Origin of the sequence: Halobaculum sp. EA56 (assembly GCF_051195075.1) — an archaeon.
Lineage (GTDB): Archaea > Halobacteriota > Halobacteria > Halobacteriales > Haloferacaceae > Halobaculum.
In genome coordinates, this window is the sequence record NZ_JBNTJX010000013.1 from 10,950 (window position 1) to 30,189 (window position 19,240).

Consider the following 19,240-nt stretch of genomic DNA (forward strand, 5'->3'; position numbering starts at 1 on the left):
CGGAACTACACGGTGACTGTCGAAGAGACGGCCGACGTGACCGGCCGGGTCGTCGACGCCACCGGCGACGGACTGTCCAACGACGGCGTCGCGCTCCAGCGCGAGGCCGGCGGTGATCGGAACGTCACCGACTCGCACGGAAACTTCACGCTCACGGTCGCGAACGATGCGACCTACCAGTGGGTGTATTTCCAGGGTGAAGACCGCGATACGGCTCCGGCAGATGGAGTTCCCGACTTCTATCCGATCGGGTCGGTTTCGGTATCCGGCGACACGTCGCTCGGGACAGAACAGCTTCCGCGAGGGCACAACCTCACGATCCGGACGGTCAGACCCGACGGGACAGCAGTCGCGAACGCGACGGTACACGTCTATCAGGAGCGTAACGGAGCCGACTTCGGGACCGACCGCATCACCGACGGCTCCGGCGAGACGACGCTCGAAGTGAACGGCGATCTCCATATCGCGGTCGAGCCGCCGGCCGGGGCCGATCTCGCGCGGAACGATACCGACGTGACCGTGACGGCCGATGAGACCGTGGAGGTCGTTCTCAACCCGGCTGTCACTGTCAACGGCACCGTCACTGACTCGACAGGTGCTGGAGCCGAGAACGTGCGCGTGTTTTACGACACCGAGGGGAGCCACAACACGGCGCTCACTGATTCGGCCGGCGCCTACGGGACGGCCGTCGCGGCCAACCGGACATACCGCGTCGATCTCACCCAGGAGGACCTGCCCGACAGGCCGGACTTCCCCGACGACGGCGTGCCGGGCGTGTACGCGTACGGCGAGCGGGCGGTCGGCGGGTCGAACGTCACACACGATTACACACTCCCCTACGGTCACGACGTGAACGTGACCGTCATCGGTCCCGACGGGTCGCCCGTCTCGGGTGCCGACGTCCACGTCGCGCACATCGCCGGCGACACGGGTGCCGGCATCGGGGGCGAGACGGACGCGAACGGCATGTTCGTTCCCTCCGGTGCCGACGACGTCGGAATCGAGGCGAACGGGACCGTCCGCGTCCACGTCGAAGCACCCGACGGGACACGCTTGGGTGAACGCTTCCGTGAGATCGACGTCTCATCGAGCCGGAACGTGACCGTCCAACTCGAACGGGTGGTCTCGGTCTCGGGTCGCGTAGAGACCGCTGACGGCGCCGCAGCGGCCGATTGGGAGGTCGGAGCCGACCCGGACGAGGAAGGTCTCACTGGATTCGGCGAGCGGACCGCGAGCGACGGTTCCTTCACCGGTCAGGTGAGTCAGAACGGCACCTACGAGCTGTTCTTCAGACAGCGCAACTACGACGACGGGGCCGTCCAATACCCGAAGGACGGCGTTCCGGACGTCCATCCGCTGACGGCGTTCCGGACCGACACAGCCAACGAGAGTCTGGGGACGTTCACGCTCCCGCGCGGACATCTACTGAACGTCACCGTCGTGAACGAAAGCGGTGCTCCCGTCGACGGTGTCGACGTATACGTCGAGACGGTCGGCCCCGAGGCGGAGGCGTATGCCCACGGGGTCACGACCGCGAACGGGAGTCTCCTGCTCGATGGCGCCGCGGCGACCGGCGTCGAGGTCAACGGCACCGTCCGTATCGACGTCGAGCCCTCCGGGGGTCCGTACGCGGAGTCGGAGGTCCGCCTCGATGTCGAATCCAACCGGTCGGTCACCGTGACGCTAGAGCGGTCCGCAAACCTCTCCGCTCGGATCGTCGGTCCGAACGGGACCGCTGTCGCCGAAGAGCGGGTTTTCGCGTACCCGACGACCGAAACACGACTCGGGGACAGCGACTGGACGGACGCCGACGGGAACGTCACGCTCGCTGTCGCAGAGAGCGGCACCTACGAGGTCGGGTTCCAGCAGGTGGCCGGCGTCGACGCCTTCGAACCGACGTTCGAGCAGGACGGCATCCCCGACCTGTACGCCCTGGGAGTCGTGAACGGAACCGACGGCGACTTCGGGACGGTCCAGCTTCCCGACCCGCATACCCTGACCGTCATCGTCGAGAACGAGTCCGGTCACCGGCTCGCTGATCAGCGTGTGGACCTCGGACACGTCCGGAACGACGCGTCCGTGTTCGGGCGGACTCGAACGGGCGCGAACGGGACCGTCACGGCCGAGTTGGCGGGGGAGGTCACGATATACGTCCCCGGAACGGATCGATATACGGAGAACTTCACCCGGATCGAACTCACCGAAGACCGCACCGTCCGTATCGTACTCACCGAGGGGGTTCCGGTGACTGGACGGGTACGGTACGCGGACGGGACGAACGCCTCTGACGTGACCGTGGACGCGTTCGGCGAGGACGGCGCTTCGGGACAGACTACCGCGAACGGCACCTACTCGTTCCTGGTAGGGCCGAACGACGGGTACGACCTCGCGTACAAGCAGACGGACTTCGACGACGCGACGCCGGCGTTCCCGAAGGACGGCCGAGCCGACCTGTACGCGTTCCAGCGTATCCAAGTCGGCGAGACCGGAGTCGACACCGGGACCCAGACAGTGCCGCCCGGACACCTCGTGAACGTCACCGTTGTGAACGCGAGCGGCGTTCCCGTTACCGACGTCGAGGTCGATGTCGTCCCGGTCAACGGCGACGTCACCGGCCACCATCCGGGATACACGAACGGCGACGGCGAGGTCGTCCTCCAGGGTGCAAGATCGCCCGGCATCGAGGCAAACGGGACGCTGCGGATCCACGTGCCCTCGGTCGGCCCGTACATAGAGACGGTCGAGGAGTTCGACGTCGACTCCCGACGGAACGTCACCGTCGTGCTGGAGCGACCGGCCACAGTGACCGGTCGGGTCGTCTACCCCGACAACTCGACGAACGCGGACGACGCGGTCGTCACGTTCGGCAGCGAAACCGGCGACGCATACCTCGAAGTCGTCGGAACTGACGCCGACGGAAGCTTCGCGATCGAGACGCCGCGTGCCTCGGACGTCGACCTGCAGTTCTACCAAGGGGAGTACTGGGTCAACTTGAACGAGAGTAAGCCCGTCGCCCCACGCGACGGCGTCATCGACATGTACGCACTGACGCAGGTGAACACGACCGACGGTGACGTCAATGTCGGTAACCGGACGCTCCCCGAAGGCCATGTGGTGAACGTGACGGTCGTCGACGAGAGCGGCGCTCCCGTCCCGAACGCGACGGTCAGTGTGAGTCACTATCAGGGTGCGATCACGCCCGCTCCGGAGGAAGGTGGCGCCGACGCCGGTCTCAGCGCGCTCCCCACGAACGCCGACGGAATGCTCCAGTTCAGTGCGTGGAACCCTGATCGTCCCAGTCCGCCGCCCGGCATCGAACTGAGCGGGAACGTCAGTATCGAGGTCACGCCCCCCGAGAACGCCACCCGATTCGAGGACCGCACCTACACCCGGAACCTCACGGTCACCGGCGAGCACAACCTCACCGTCACGCTTGAGGAACAGACGACCGTGAGCGGACGTGTCGTCTATCCGGACAACTCGACGAACGCGAACGACGCCGTTGTCACGTTCGCCGGCGGTCTCGAAACCGACGCGACGGACAGCGACGGTCGGTTCGAGTTGATGACGCCGAATTCCGATCGCGTGGATGTGACGTTCTATCAGGGCGAGTTCTGGGTTCCCGAAAGTAACTCCTCGGAGATCGCCCCGCGTGACGGCGTCGTCGACCTCTACTCTATCGCCCGAGTGAACACCACCGACGGCGATGTCCACCTGGGGAACGTCTCGCTCCCCGACGGACACGTCGTGAACGTCACCGTCGTTGACGAGAGCGGGAATCCGGTCCAGAATGCGACCATCGACGTGTCACATATCTCGCCTGACGGTGCCAACGGCGGGATCGGTGAAATACCGAGCGACGCTGAGGGACAACTCCACTTCGGTGATCAAGAGGGTGAGAACTTCACTACACCGCCCGGGATCGAGTTGAGCGGGAACGTGAGTGTCGAGGTCGCGCCCCCCGCGAACGCAACCCGGTTCGAGAACCGGACATACACCCGGAACCTCACCGTCACCGGCGAGCGCAACCTCACGGTCGTGTTGAATGAGACCACGCTCGAACCGACGCTGCGCGCAGGCTCGGCTACGGTTCCGCCGAACGGGACCACGTCCGTTGACCTGACACTCTCGTCGGCACCCGACGGGCTCGCCGGCTACAACGTCACAGTCACGGTCGCGAACTCCAGCGTTGCGACGGTCACGAACGCCAGTGCGGCGGCCGGCTTCGACCTGGAGAACGTCTCGGTCGGACCCGACGGAACCACGGTGACGATCAAGGCGGCCGATACGGATCGCGTGGTCGAACCCGGCGCGGAGAATGCTACCATCGCGACGGTGGAACTCCGCGGGGACGCACGCGGCGAGACGGCCGTCTCGGTCCAGGTGAACCAGATGGACGCTGACGACGGGAGCGTCATCACGCCGACGGTTCGCGCCGGGACAGTAACGGTCGGCGCTCCGCCGGCTGTCGTCGACGATGCCCGCCCGACTGATCCCGACGGCGACGGACGGTTCGAGGACCTCAACGGCAACGGCCGCGTCGACTTCAACGACGTGGTCGTGATGTTCCAGCGGTTCGACGACCCCGACGTCTCGGAATACCCGGCCGCCTACGACTTCAACGGGAACGGCCGCGTCGACTTCGACGACGTGGTCACGCTGTTCGAACAACTCTGAGCCGCTCCGGGAGCGCTCTTCCCGGCGGCCTCGCTCCGGTGCAATCCGTTGCCCCGGACAAGCAATTTTTTATCGCCCCGGTTGCGGTTCCCGCGGTGTCGGTCGTACGCGCTCGATCTGCCGGCAAAGGCGACCTGTCCCCCGGAGGCTGACTGCCCGGTCGTTCGACAGACAGTTCACACGTCGCGGAACAGCGTAACCACGTCGTCGTAGTCGAGTCGCCCGTTCCCGTTGAAATCGAACGCCGCGGGATGCTCGGTCACAGCCGGGTCGTTCAGGTTCTCCAGCAGCTCAACCACGTCGTCGAACTCCACCCGGCCGTTCCCGTTGACGTCTTCGAGCCGGCCGTCCAGGTCGGGATCGGTCGGCGCGGCGGTGTCGGAGTCGATCGCGGAGACGTTCGGCGCCCGGCCGATCGGTCGCTCGATCCGGGTGAGCAGGCCGTCGTCGTCGACGAGCACGACGGCCACACGGGTCCGACCCTGCTCCGGCAGCGAGACGCGAACGGACGACTGGTTCCGCGCGGTCACACTCCCGTTCACCGTCCACCGGATCGCCGTCACCGTCCCGTCGAGGTCGTCGACGCGGGTCAGCTCGACCGTGACGTTCCCCGACGATCCCCCGTCGGTCGAGACCGCAACCGAGCCGCGCGGCGCCAGCAGCGTCCCGCCGGAGACGACCCGGTCGCTGACGACGTTGTTGCCGGCGACCGCGTCGTGCGGCGCGGAGACGGAGACCTCGACCGTGTCGTTCGCCACGACGGCGGAGTCGTTCCCGAGCGGGAGCAGGACGCGGGCCCGCCCCCGGCGATCGGTCGCATCGGCACCGGGAACAGTCACCCCGCGACTCGCGACAACCTCGGTGCTGCCGTTCCGTTCGGCGACGACGGTGACAGTCGCCTCGGCCGGAAGGAGTCCCCGGTTCGAGACGAGGACCGACGCGGTGAGCGCGCCCGTCTCGGGATCCCGCGCGTAGTTGACCCGCCCCGGCGAGATACCGACCTCCGGGATCGGGAACGTCGCCGTCAGTACGTTGTTTCGCGTGGAGCGCTCGGAAACCGCCGCGTCGGGGTCGACAGCGACACGAACGGGCTGGTCCGGCGAGAGGGCGTCCCGCGGGAGGACGACGGTCACGTTTCGTCTCGCGCCGGGCGCGAGCGGGCCGACACTCGAGCGCTCGCTTGCGTTTGGTCCCGACGCGATCTGAAGGGTCGTCGCCGGGGCGGTGACTGCCGTCGGATTCGCCACCGTGACCGTGACTTCGACCTTTCCGTTGGCGGTCGACGCCGAGACCGACCGTACCGCGAGGTCGGGCAGCGCGAGCCGGACCGCGTCGCTGTTGTTCCGCTCGTCGTGTTCGCTCACCCGGTTGTCCGGGTCGGCGACGACCGCGACCGTCCCGTCCGGTCCGAGGGTGGTCGTGACTGAGGCCCTCCGCGTCTCGCCGGGCTCCAGCGTCGCGATCGTCCGCGTCGCCACGGTCTCGCTTCCGTTCCGCACCGCGACCGTGACGTCCCGGGCGGCGGCACCCCCGAGATTGCGTACCGTATAGTTCAGCGTGACCGCCTCCCCCACGGAGACGTTCGCGTCCGCGACGGTCGCATTGACCGCGATGTCGGGCTGGAACCGCTGCTCGAAGACATAAATATCGTGACGCTGATCACTTCGCAGGTCCTTGCCGGCGAACGCCGACAGGAACCCGCCGTCGACCGGTACGGAGTCGCCCTGCCAGAACGTGAGGTTGCTCGCAGTGCCGTTGGCGTACGTGCGAACGGGGAGCCACTCGCCGTCGACTCGGGCGGTGTAGAACACCCTGGCCGGCCCAGCCGTCCCCGCGTGCGCACGGACGTGCGCCAGGACGCTCCCGTCAGCGCGTCCGGTCAGATGGACCGCTTGTGGGACGCCCACGTCGGCGGGGAGCGGGAGCGACGACACGGACCCGTTCGAGGCGGTGTAGAGGTGTCCACCGTCCGCGCCGAGGTCGATCCAGCCCGTGGTCTCGCCGGCGACGGCGAGGCCGCCGAACCGGCGCACTTCGTGCGTGGCGACCGTCTCCGTCGCGCCCGTCCCGGGGTTGATCGAACGGATGACGACGGAGCCGTTGTGCGAGGCGTTCCCCATCGCGAGGTACGCGAGCCTGATAACGCCGGCCGGAGTCGAGGTGACTGTGACCGCTCGGGCGTCCGCGATCGTCCGGACCGGGCCGACGGTCCCATCGGAGTCGTACCGAACGTACTTGACGCGCTGGTCCGTTCGCGTGGAGAGGTTCGCGTCCGCGTCGCTGACCCAGGCGACGACCCACTCGCCGTCGGCCGCGGCGACCGTCGGACGGTAGTCGAAGGCGTCGTCGTCGGTCAACTGGGTCGGGGCGCTCCAGTTCCCGCCCGCGTTCGTCGCGACGCGGATCTCGCCGTGCCGATAGAGGTCGGCCGGCGAGGAGACGTTGTCGCGGGAGAACCGCCGGTCGAAGGTCAGAAACGCCGCGAGCGAGTCGTTGCCGGCGGTCGTCGCGACCGCGGGCGAGACGTCGCTGACGCGGTCGTCCGTCAGTGCGACCGGCTCGGAGAACGACGTGGCCGGCGCGTCGCTCGACCCGTTCGCCCGGCTGAGGAACACGTCTCGGCCGTTCAGCGCAGACTTCTCGCGGGACTGCCGACTCCAGAGCACGGTCACGCCGCCGTCGCTACGGGTCACCGTCGGGGACTCGTCCGTGACCGTATCGTTCGTGACGGCGCCGACGGAGGCGACACTCGGGGCGGCAGCCTCGGAGGACGCCGTCCGGAACGGTCCGTCAGTCTCAGTCTCGCCCGGCTTCGGCGGTCGGTCTCCGGTGACGGAGCGGGCAGTCCACCCGGACCGCTCGGCTGTCGACCCCCACCCGATATCGTCGACGCCCCGCCCCTCGTCGGGGAGGCGAGGCGTGGAGAACTTGAACGAGAACTTCCGGTCTCCAGGGGGGATCGACACCTCGAGTTTGATCATGTAGGCGATCGCCTTCGCGTAGATCTCCGCACTGATCCGACCGTCGATGGTGTCGAACCCCGGCAGCGGGGTGGTCGCACGGACCGACTCCGACATGCCGAGGACGAGCCGCACCGACTTCCAGCGCTTGCCGATCTCTTGTTTGGCGCCCACCTCCGCGGTCAGCTTGCCCTTCCTGAACTCGAAGGCGACACGTTCGTCGGGACCGATCTCGTCGCGTTCGTCGAACACCGCGGAGGTGTTGACGCCCGCCGAGAAGATCGGATAGATGCTCACGACGCCCGGCGGGACGGGTCCGACCGGCGGGCTCGGGATCCCGGTCGGCGGCGGCGGGTACTTCGCCTTCGCGCTCGCAGAGGCGTTGAGATACGCCCGCTCGATGTCCCCCGCAGCGAGATCGACCACCGCGGTGCCGCTGACTTTCCCGTTCGCCTTGAGGGCGACGAGTTTGTACGTGATCTTCCCGCCGAGGGTGGCGGTTCCCTGGGCGGTGGCGAAGTCGACCGTGACAATCATGACGACTTTGACCGTGCTCGATTGGGCCTTGCCGGCGATCGGGATCGAGGCGCCGCTGGAGGTCCTATCAGGGATGGGGAGCGTCGAGGAGCGCCCGCCGCCCGGGATGACCCGTTTGTAGACGAACTTGCCCTCGCTGGTGGCGACGTTCTGCAGCTGGAACGCCTCGAACCACTCGGGCGTCTCCAGCACACGCACGCGCCGCGATCGCGTCGCGTTCGGTCCGCGCTCGTTGACGGCGCGGACCCGGAGCGTCCGGTCGCGGTTCAACTGCGTCGGGTCTACCGGGAACGTCCAGCCGTCGCTGCCGTCCGTGTCGGTATGCGTAATGTTGCCAAGCGTGAATTCGACTCGGCTCGCGTTCTCGGGTTGCGTGAGCAACACCGTGTACCGGAGGGGAAACTCCGTCCCCTCGACGAGCGTGAGCGCCTGCACCTCGGTTCCGCGGACCACAGGTGTGATCGATGTGATCCGGAAGGACTGCGACGCCGACTGGATCGTGACGGCCTTGCTCGCCGTATAGGTCTCCCCTGCCTCCGTCGTCACGCTGTAGGTGACGGTGAAGGTCCCGCCCGAATCGTACCGGTGGGTGACCCGACGTCCGGTCGCGGTCTCGCCGTCGCCGAAGCGCCACGAGCGGTTCGCCACGGTGACACCGGCGGGGATCGCCGCGACGCCCTGAAGCAGGAGCGCCTCCTCGGCCTCGATGTCGCTCGCCCGCGCGTTCGTGACGATCCGCGGGTCGATATCGGCCCGCGGACTGTCGTCCGACCCCTCACCTCCGCCCGCGTCGGATTCGCCGGGCGGCGAGTCGAGCGCCGGCGTGCAGGTGACGTTCCCGACGCACTGGCTCTCGGTCGGTCCCGACGACTGGCCCCACCAGTTGTCCGTCGCGTCCCCTATCGAACTGGCGTCCTCGGCGTCGATCCCGTGTTCGGCGTTGTCGGTGATCGTGGCCCGATGAACGCTCCAGTTCGCCGTCGTTCCGATATCGGCGACGTCGATCCCGACAGTGTATCCGGTGATCGAGCCACCCGTGATCGCCCACGAGCCGCCGGAGTCCTGTGCGAGGACGCCCCACTCGGCGCTCCCGCTCCCGCGGAGGTGTACATCGGTTAGTCGCCACGCGCCGGTGGTCCCCATCGCGTAGACGGCGTACTGCCCGCTGTTTCGAACCGTGACGTTTCTGACGTGCCACGCGCCGCTCGTCCGCCTCGCGTCGATCCCGGCTGTGAACCCGGTGATCGTGAAACCCGCGATCGTTGGCTCGACCGCCGAACCAGCCGGGAGGAGTATGCCGACGGTGAAGTAGTCGTCAAGCGACGCGCCGTCGAGCGTGGCGCCGTTGGGCGCGATGACCGACACGTTTCGGTCGACACGCACCGACTCCGGGTACGTTCCGTTTCGGACGACGACCCGGTCGCCGTCGCTGGCGTTATCGATAGCCGTCTGGATCGTGGCGTACTCGTCGTCGCCGTCGGCCTGGCCGTCAACGATCAGGGTCGTGGTTTCCTCGGGCGGACTCGTCAACGGGTTCGCGCAGGTGACGTTCCCGGAACACTGACCGTCCGTCGCGCCGGAAGACTGTCCCCACCAGTTCAGCGTAGCGTTGCCGCGGGTCGCCGCGCCGTCCGCGAGAACGCCCGTTCCCCCGGAATAGGACCCACCGTTGCCCGTGATCGTGTTGTAGTGGACCTGCCAGCGGCCGGTCGTGTCCCGCGCGAGCACCCCAAGGTAGTTGTCGACGATCGTGTTGTGGAGGACGCGCCAGTTGCCCGCCGATTCGTCCGCGCCGACCGCCCACCATTCCAGGTTCCGGAACGTCGAATCGCGAACGGTCCACGTCCCCTCGGACCTGACGGCGTCGACCCCGGTCCCGCTCCGGTTGACGGTCACGTCGACCGCGCTCCAGTTTCCTTTCGACTCGCGCGCAGCGATCGCGATGTTCGTGTTCCGAACGGTCAGGTTTCGGACGGTCCAAGCGCCCACGGTCCGCTGGGCGGCGATCCCCTCGCTGTACCCGACAATCGTGAACCCAGCGATGGTCGGTTCCGCAGAGTAGCCGATCGTGAAGGCATCGGTCGACCCGTTGAGCGTGGCGCCGTTCGGCGCGACGATCGTTACGTCCTTCGAGACGCTGACCGCCGCCTGATACGTCCCGTTGCGAACGACGACCGTCTCGCCGTCGCTGGCGTTGTCGACAGCCGCCTGAATCGTGGCGTACTCGTCGTCACCGTCGGCCTCGCCGTCGACGACGGTTTCTGAGGAGTCGGTCACACTCGGGGGATTCTTCAACCAGTTCGAGCAGTTCACGTTCCCGCCACACTGCCGGTCCGTCGGTCCGCTGGCGTTCCCCCACCAGTTTCGCGTCGCGTTCACCGTCAACCGTGCATCCGCGGCGTCGATTCCGCTCCCGACCGGTTCCGCGTCCCTGTTTCTGTCGATAACGTTTCGATTGACCGACCAGTCGCCACTCGCGCTTCTGGCGATGATCCCCTTCGAGTTGTTCCGGATGACACTGTCGCGGATAGTCCAGTCGCCGTTCGAGTAGCCACCGTGGATACCCCGGCGGGAGTTGTTCGCGATCCTCGACCCGGTGATGACCCACGTACCGCTGGTATCTCGTGCGTAGATCGCGTCGCCGCTTCGTCGGATCGTGACGTTTCGAACTGTAACGTCCGCCTCCTGGGCCCACGCACCGATCCCGCTCGATACATTTCGGATCCGGAGATCCCGAAGCACGATATCACCAGTCTCCGAGTTCACGCTGACGGCAGCGTTCGCCCCCGAAACGGAGAACCCAGCGACCGTGACCGATCCCAGACTCGAGATCGTGAGTGCGTCCCGCTCGCTCGACACGTCGAGCGTCGCACCGTTCGGTGCGACGAGCGAGATGTTCGACCTGAGGTCGATGCCTCCCGGGTACGTACCCGGACGGACCTCGACCGTCTCGCCGTCGCTGGCGTTGTCGACGGCCGCCTGGATCGTAGCATACTGGTCGTCGCCGTCGGCCTCGCCGTCGACCACCAGCGTCGTCGCGGTTGCGTTCACGGCCGCCGTCGCGACAGACTGTCCGGATCCGGCCGACTCCTCCACTGACACGGCTTCACTCGACGCTGTCCCGCCCGCATCCGTCCGTGTGGTGTCGATATCCGTCGGCCCCCAAGCCGCCGGAGTGGCGACACCGCCGATCGGAGCCAGAACCAGGAGAACGACGGTCACGACGACCGGAACCGGAGAGTTCCGAATCATTTCCGTTCGGAAACGTGATTGTCAGCAGCCATGTTCACCTCAATTAGTTCCCGGATCAAATATGTTAGGGTGTAACACGGTTGTGAACGTGGCTGAACGAACCTCCCAGACAATTCTCGACAGAACAGCGAGACGCCACCATTTTCAACTGAAGCGGTAGCGCAGAGTCCCCTTCCTCAAGGAGCGACCGGAGGGAGTGAGTAGGGAAGGGAGGAGCGCGTTCGCATAGGGACAACACTACCCTATAAATAATCACACGCCTACATTGAAACTGTGGCAGACGACTACGTGCGTCGGACGGCAATCACTCGTCTTGAAGTTACGGACGAGCAACGCAACCTCCTCGAAGATACTATCTCCGAGTGGAAGCGTGGTTGCCAACTCGCCACGGATATGGCGTGGGGGAAGTGTAACGCCAAGAGCGACGTACAACCCCTCGCCTACGACACCGTGCGCGAGGAAACCGACCTCGGGAGTCAGCACGCGATTCTCGCCACCCACCAAGCCGCATAAGCCATCACCGGCTGTCTCGAACGCCGCTCGAACGGCAAGCAGGTCAGCAAACCAACCTTCACCGCTCCGACGGTACTGTACGACACTCGAACCATGACGCTGTTCGATGACGATACGGTGTCGCTCTCCACGACGGAGAGTCGCGTCCGGTGTCCGCTTGCCCTCCCCGACGCCGACGATGGCTACCAACGGCAGTACCTCGACTCGGACACGTGGAGCGTCACGGAAAGCACACTCACCGCCCGTGACGGCGACTACTTCTTGCACATTGGCTTCCGCCGACCCAAGACCGACACCGAGCGAAACACCGCCGAGGACGGAACGGTCCTCGGGGTCGACCTCGGTATCGAACACCTCGCCGTCACCAGCACCGCCTCCTTCTTCAGCGGGCGGGAGCTAACCCACGACCTCCGCGAGTTCGAGAACGTCCGTACAGGGCTCCAACAGACCGGCACGCGAAGTGCCCACCGGACGCTCGAACAATCAAGTGGTCGGGAACTTCGTTACGTCCGTGACGTACTCCACCGGGCGTCGAACGCCATCGTAGACGAAGCACTCCGGTACGAGTGCGACGTGATTGCGTTTGAGGACCTAACCCACATCCGCGACCGAACCGGGGCGTCGTGGGGGCATAAGTGGGCGTTCCGAACCCTGTACGAGCAGGTAGAATACAAAGCCGAAGCGGTCGGCGTCTCAGTGAAGCAAGTCGGGTCGGCGTACACGTCACAGCGGTGTGCCGAGTGTGGCTTCACGGCAGACGAGAACCGACCGACTCGCACCGATTTCCGGTGTCAGAAGTGCGAGTCGGAAGCGAACGCGGACTACAACGCGGCGAAGAACATCGGGATGCGGTACGTCCGTCGGGGCCAACAGTCGTCTCGGCGGACGGGCAACAGTCAGCTTGCCCTCAAGTCTGGAACGGTGACGCCGAGTGGCGGATTCACCGCCTACCCGGATGGGTTCGAGGCCGAGTTCATGGACAAGCCCCACCCTCAAAGCGCCGAAGGCGCTTAGGGTGGGGTAGTTGACGGCTGGCAACAGGCAGTTGGGGACGCTCGAAACCGAACTGAAAACGGCGACCGGCGAACGAATCCCCTGCGAGATCCGAGGCAAACTGTTCGACGAGCGAGAGAGATCTGAACGGAAGGGCACCGCCGGCATCATCAGAGACGTCACAGACCACAGAGCGCGTGAGCAACGACTCCAGCACCAGAACGAGCGTCTGGACGAGTTTGCCAGGGTCGTCTCCCACGACCTGCGCAACCCGCTGAACGTCGCGGAGGGCCGGGTGGAACTGGCCCGGGATGAGTGTGACAGCGAGCATCTCGATGCCGCATCGAACGCAATCGACCGGTGTATCACGCTGATCGACGACCTACTCACGGTCGCCCGGGAGGGGAGTCGTGTAGATGACGTCGATGCCGTCGATCTCGCGAACTCGACGCGGGAGTGCTGGCGAAACATCGAGACAGCCGACGCAACGCTCGTCGTCGAGAGCGAACAGGCGATCCACGCGGACCAACGCCGGCTCCGGCAGTTGCTCGAAAATCTGTTGCGCAATGCCGTCGAACACGGCGGTACGGACGTGACTGTGACCGTCGGTGACTTGTCTGAGGGGCTGTACGTTGCCGATGACGGGCCCGGGATCCCGGCGGAGGAGCGTGAGGAGGTGTTCGAGACCGGATACTCGACCACGGACGATGGGACCGGATTCGGCCTCCACATCGTCCACGAGATCGCCGACGCACACGGGTGGGATATCTCCGTGACCGAGAGCGAGGCCGGTGGCACGCGATTCGAATTCACCGGTGTCACTGTCCATCTGCTGACAGCTAGATCTGCCACCTGGACGCCGTGGTCGACACGTACCGAGTCGTTCTTGCCCTACTCCCACGCCTACCGTCGGGGGGCGGCGTTCGTGATATTGCCCGTCGTGTACCACGGAGAGAGATACACCGGGGAGTCCCCCCGATACAGGAGGAGGACCGACGCTCAGAGTTCGCCGAACAGCGTGACGATGTCGTTGTAGTCGATCCGGCCGTTATCGTTGAAGTCGTAGGCGTCGACGTTGTCCGTCACCGCGGGGTTCGCGAGGTTCCTGAACAGCACGACGACGTCGTCGAAGTCGACGCGGCCGTTGCCGTTGAGGTCCTCGAATCGCCCGTCGCCGTCCGGGTCCGTCGGTGCGGGGTTGGTCCCGACCGCCGGGAGTTCCCGGACCGTGACCGCGCCGGTCTCGACGGTGGTCGGGACGCTGGTACCCTCGTCGTCGTCGATCTGGTTCACCGTCACCGAGACGGTCGTCGTTCCCGGTGCCGTCCCCCGGAGCGTTACCGTCGCGAGCGTGACGTCGGTCGCGCCCGACTGAACCCGTTCGTCGAGGTCGGCAGCCGTCAGCGTGGCCTCGGTGCCGTCGGCCGCGACGGCGGTGTCGTTGAGGGCGAAGTCCCCGTCGACGGAGGCGTTCACGATCGTCGCCACGGACCCGTTGGCCACCGTCACGGTGATGTTGTACCCGCTGAGTCCCGCCGAGGCGTTCGAGAGCACGACCGGGACCGTCACGGCCCCGTCGACAGCGGCGCTTCCGGACGCGACGCGCACCGTGGCCGCCGTCGACGCGGACGAGAGCGTGGTCAGTTCCGCGTCGACGTAGTACGGTCGCACGGTGACGTTGGCGGCGTCGCCGACGACTTCGTCGCCGGAGCCGCCGAATGCCCCGCTCGGGCCGTCCGAGGCGCCCCACCAGTTCCGGGTGGCGTTGCCGGCCGAGGCGACGTTCCGGGCGTCGAGCCCCGCGGCGCCGTTGTTTGCGATGACGCTCTCGCTCACGGTCCAGTTGCCGGAGACGGGGTCGACACCCTCGTCGCCCAGCGAGAGGCTGATCCCGTCGCCGGTGTTGTTCCGGATCCGGCTGTCCGTAACGGTCCAGTTGCCGCTGGTCGCGGCCGCGCTGATCCCGACATCGTTGTTCGCGAGCGTCACGTCACGGACGACCCAGTCGGAGGTGGTGAACCCGGCATCGATCCCCTCGCCGGAGGCGCTCCGGACGGTGACGTTCCGGACCGTCCACGGCCCGTTCGCGTTGACGGTCCGGATGCCGTCGCGTCCGGTGTCGGCGACGACGGAGTCCTCGATGACCCACGTGCCGGTCGCGCCGTCGGCGTTGATCCCCTCGTAGGTGGTGTTGTGGACCTCGCTGTCGGCGATGCGCCAGTCGCCGACGGCGTCGCCGACGGCGATCCCTTCGGCGCCGGAGTCGGTGACCGTGACGTTCCGGAGCACCCAGTCGCCGCTCGCCACGTCGCCGTAGTCGCCGACGAGGTCGCCGTCGCCGGAGCCGCCGGCGAACACGCCGGTGTCGAACCCGTCGATCGTGAACCCACGGATCTCGGGCGAGACCGGCCCGGCGACGCTGTCAGGCGCGATCTGGATGCCGGCCGTCCCGAAGGTGTCGGATTCGGGTCCGTCGATCGTCGCCCCGTCTGGTGCGACGAGCGTGATGTTCTTGTCGACAACCACCTGCTCGGTGTACGTGCCCGGCTCCACCCGAACCGTATCGCCCGCGCTGGCGTTGTCGACGGCGTTCTGGATGCTCGTGTAGTTCGCGGTGCCGTCGTCGTCGACGACCAGCGGCTCCGATTCTCCGGTGAACGTGACCGTCCGCGTGGAGAAGTGCGGGACGTTGAACGCGATCCACGGGCTGTTGCCCGGGCCCGCCGATTCGTTGACGACGAACCGCTGGCGCTCCCCGTCGAGATACATCACAAGGTCCGTCACGTTCTGTGAGGCCGTGACCGCCTGTTCCTGGATGTAGAAGGTCACGTTCTCGGCGCTGTCGGGCGCCGTGATCGCCAGCGAGTAGTTCGTCGCCGACGCCCGCAGCAACTCTACCGAGACGTTCCCCGCGTACGGCTCCTCGGCGCGGATCACGCCGGCTGGCAGCCCGGCCGTCTGGCTGTCGTTCAGCGCAGTTGTCTCGGCGAACGGCGCGATCAGGGCGTCCGAGGGAGCACCGCCCCCGCCTCCGCCATCGCCGCCATCGACGGATTCGGCGAGCACGGCGACGGTCGTCTCGTTCGTGACCGTCGCGTTGAGCGTGCGGCCGTCTCGGGTCACGTCACCGGGATACGGCTCCCACGAGTCGGGTTCGAGGGAGTACAGTCGGAGCGACTCGTTCGCGATGGTCGTGTTCTCGGAGAGATCACCGACGGTGAGCGCGAGCGTCCCCGGACCAGTCGTGTTGTTCGTTTCGACGATCGGTGTGAACGGCCCGGGCAACGGCGGGTCAGCTACCCCCTCGGGATTCCACACCCGGAATGCCACGGACTGAGTCGTTCCCGTAAGAACTCGTGTCGGGGGAATGTCACTGTCCGTCCGCTGCACATCCGTTTCATTGAAAACCACGATCGGCTCGCTAAATACGAGGACGCTGTCAAGCGAGACACGACCGTCGTTTTCCGTGTACACCGTCCACTCGCCGACGTTCGTGATTTCCGAGGTCCGAACGACCGTATCGTTCGCCGGTGTCGTATCTCCACGCGAGTCGAGCGATAGACCGACCTCGACATCGCGGATGACCGTGTCCTCGATGGTCGTCCCGCTTGGGGCGTTCCCGTACGCATACGGCGAGAGGCTGATGCCCGTCGTCACTCGCACGATCTTCGAGTCGACGACGCGCAGGGACTCCGTGTCGCCGTATCCCTTCACGCCCGTGTCGACGAGCGCGACCGTCGCTGCACGGACGGTCACGTCCGAACTCGAGAGGATGGAGAATCCGTTACTCGTTTCCCTGACCGCGACGTCCGTGAGTTCCACGTCCGAGGACCCCTGGACATAGACGCCGTTGTCCTCGGTCCCGAACGTGGTGACCCCCTCGACGGTGACGTTCGACGCGCGGACGACCCTGATCCCGTAGTCGGTGTTCGTCGCCCGGACGTTCCGGACCGTCACGTTCGAGACGTCGACGTTGTACCCGCCGATGAACACGGCCTTGTCCGTGTTGTCGACGGAGACGCCGTCGATGGTGTGCCCCTGGCCGTCGAACACGACGTCGCTGGCGGCGACCTGAATACACTGGTCCGAGAAGTCCGTCGTGATGTTCGACCCGAGGTAGTAGGTCCCCGACTCATTGATCACCTGACACTGCGAGATCGTGTTCCCTGGCTGCGACGGTGTCTCGGTCCCTTCCGGCGTGAGCGTCGGGTAGCCGCCCGGGCGGGCCTGCCAGACGTCGCCGAACGCGAGCCCGCTCATGTTACTCCGAGCGGCCCCGCCGGTCATTTCCGCGGTCGTGAGTCCGGTCCCGCCGGCGGAATCGGCCGCGCCGCTGGCGTCGGTGTCCCAGTAGGAGTCGGTCACCAGGCCACCCCTGTTCGCGCCGAGCAGGCCGCCGACCGAGTAGTTCCCCCTGACGGTTGCCGCCGCGTACGAGTTCGAAACGTTGCTGTCGTCGACGAAGCCGACGAGGCCGCCGAGGTTTCCGTCACCCTCGACGGTACCGAGCGCGTAGGTGCGCTCGATGCGGCTGCTCAGCCCGGCGTTTCCGACGAGTCCGCCGAGGTACTGTTCACCCGACACCTCGCTCGTCGCGAACGAGGTCCGAACGGTGCTCTCTCGAAGGCTTCCGACGACACCGCCGACGTCGTAGCTCCCGGAGACCGAGCCCTCCGCGGTCGAGTTGGTGACGACGCTTCCCTCCTCGAGATAGCCGACGAGTCCGCCGGTCGAGAGGCCACCCGAGACGGTACCGGTACTCGTGTCGTTCGTGAACGTCGTTGCTCGACTGTAGCCGGCGATCGCTCCCGTGTTGCTCCCGCCGCGGATACTGACGTTCACGAGCCGGAGATCGGTGACGGTCGCGCCGTCGGTGAAGCCGAAGAGCCCGACGTTGTCCGTCGACGAACGGTTCACCGTCAACCCGTGAACGGCGTGTCCGTTCCCGAGCAGCTGCCCGGTGAACGGAGTGCTCGCGTTTCCGACGGGCGCGAACCCGGCCCCATTGTTCCACGATGCGGTCGCCGAGGCGTCGATGTCGGCCGTGAGTTCGTAGGTGGCTCCGGGGGCGTCAGCCATCGCCTGCAGTTCGGAGGCGTTCGAAAGCTCGTACGGGTCATCGGCGGTTCCCGAGCCCGGGAGGTCCGCCGGGTCGACGTCGACCCGTGCCGAGCCGTCCTCGCCATCGGACGGCGTGTCGTCCGCCCAGAACGCGAGCAGCGGATAGTCGCCCGGACGTGTCCGCCAACTGTCCTGGAAGTCCAATCCGGACATCGTCTCGGTCGCGGATTCGCCGGTCATCTCCACGGTCGTGAGTCCGACCGCGGAGCCCGCGGAGGTCGGCTGCCCGGTCGCGTTCACGTCCCAGTAGGCGTCGCCGATCGTCGCTTTGTTGTTCTGGGACGCAACCACGCCGCCGGCGGTTTCGGGCGACTGCACGCGACCGACGGCGACGGCGCCGTCGATCAGCCCGCTCGACCAGAGATTGGTGGCCGCGATCCCCGCCGCGTAATCGGAGGCGGTGACGGTCGCCTCGCTGTACACGTGCCGGATCGTTCCCTGATTCTGGCCGACGACCCCGCCGACGAACCGGTCGCCGCTGACGGTACCTGTGACCGTCACGTTCGCCACTGTCCCCCCGAACGCGCTCCCGCTAACTGCGCCGACGTTGTTCCTGCCGGTGACGGTCACGTCCGCTAGGTGGAGGTTCTTCACCACCGACTGGTTGGTGACTGCGAACAGCCCGACGCCCGTGACCGACGTTCGGTTGATATACAGATTCGAGATCGTGTGGTTCGCCCCGTCCAGCGTGCCGGTGAACTCATCCGAGGGGTTCACCGACGCGTCGTACCGGCCGATCGGGTCGAACCCTTTCCCGCCGTTCCAGGTCGCAGTTTCCGAGGCGTCGATATCGCTTCCCAGTCGGTACGTCGCATCGCGGTCGTCCGCGATCGCTTGAAGCTCCGAGGCGTTCGTGATGATGTACGGATCCTCGGGCGTCCCGGACCCGGGGAGCTGACTCGGGGCGATATCGACGTATGCCGCGTTCGCTGTCGAGCCCTCATCGCCGGTCGGTTCGACCGAACGGTCGACTCCGGTGTCCGTCGCGACCGACTCCGTCTGTCTCTCGACTCCGATCGTCCCGGCCGTTGCAACCGTCGTTATCGGTGCTGCCACCACCAGTATCGTTATGACTAGTACACCGACCGCCGAACGTGTGGCCATTAGGCAGACACGGCTTATGTATCCTGAAAGTATTTTTGGAACACACAGTCACGAGCTGCAACACGATCAGGAGACCGTGGACA

Annotated in this window: 4 protein-coding genes and 1 pseudogene; 3 read left to right on the forward strand and 2 right to left on the reverse strand. The window is 66.4% G+C overall.

Features of this window, described 5'->3' with window-relative positions; genetic code table 11:
- Positions 1 to 12: 12 nt before the first annotated feature.
- The gene (locus tag ACQUQ1_RS17065) at positions 13 to 4,677 is read left to right on the forward strand and encodes a dockerin type I domain-containing protein (protein ID WP_435065508.1); all 4,665 of its coding nucleotides are present in this window, start codon (positions 13 to 15) and stop codon (positions 4,675 to 4,677) included.
- Between the two features lie 176 nt (positions 4,678 to 4,853).
- Here the strand turns inward: ACQUQ1_RS17065 and ACQUQ1_RS17070 are convergent, their stop codons facing one another.
- A complete protein-coding gene (locus ACQUQ1_RS17070) occupies positions 4,854 to 11,225 on the reverse strand; it encodes a CARDB domain-containing protein (protein ID WP_435065509.1) in 6,372 nt (2,123 codons plus the stop codon).
- Positions 11,226 to 11,699: 474 nt separating this feature from the next.
- Between ACQUQ1_RS17070 and ACQUQ1_RS17075 the strand changes: the two are divergent.
- Positions 11,700 to 12,953 (forward strand): annotated as a pseudogene (locus tag ACQUQ1_RS17075) (RNA-guided endonuclease InsQ/TnpB family protein).
- Positions 12,954 to 12,963: 10 nt separating this feature from the next.
- Positions 12,964 to 13,968, forward strand: a complete 1,005-nt coding sequence (locus ACQUQ1_RS17080) for a sensor histidine kinase (RefSeq protein ID WP_435065510.1) — start codon at positions 12,964 to 12,966, stop codon at positions 13,966 to 13,968.
- Here the strand turns inward: ACQUQ1_RS17080 and ACQUQ1_RS17085 are convergent.
- Positions 13,932 to 19,109 (reverse strand): right-handed parallel beta-helix repeat-containing protein, encoded by a 5,178-nt coding sequence (locus ACQUQ1_RS17085; RefSeq protein WP_435065511.1) that lies wholly within the window; start codon positions 19,107 to 19,109, stop codon positions 13,932 to 13,934. The two genes, ACQUQ1_RS17080 and ACQUQ1_RS17085, sit on opposite strands and share 37 nt — an antisense overlap.
- Between the last annotated feature and the right edge of the window lie 131 nt (positions 19,110 to 19,240).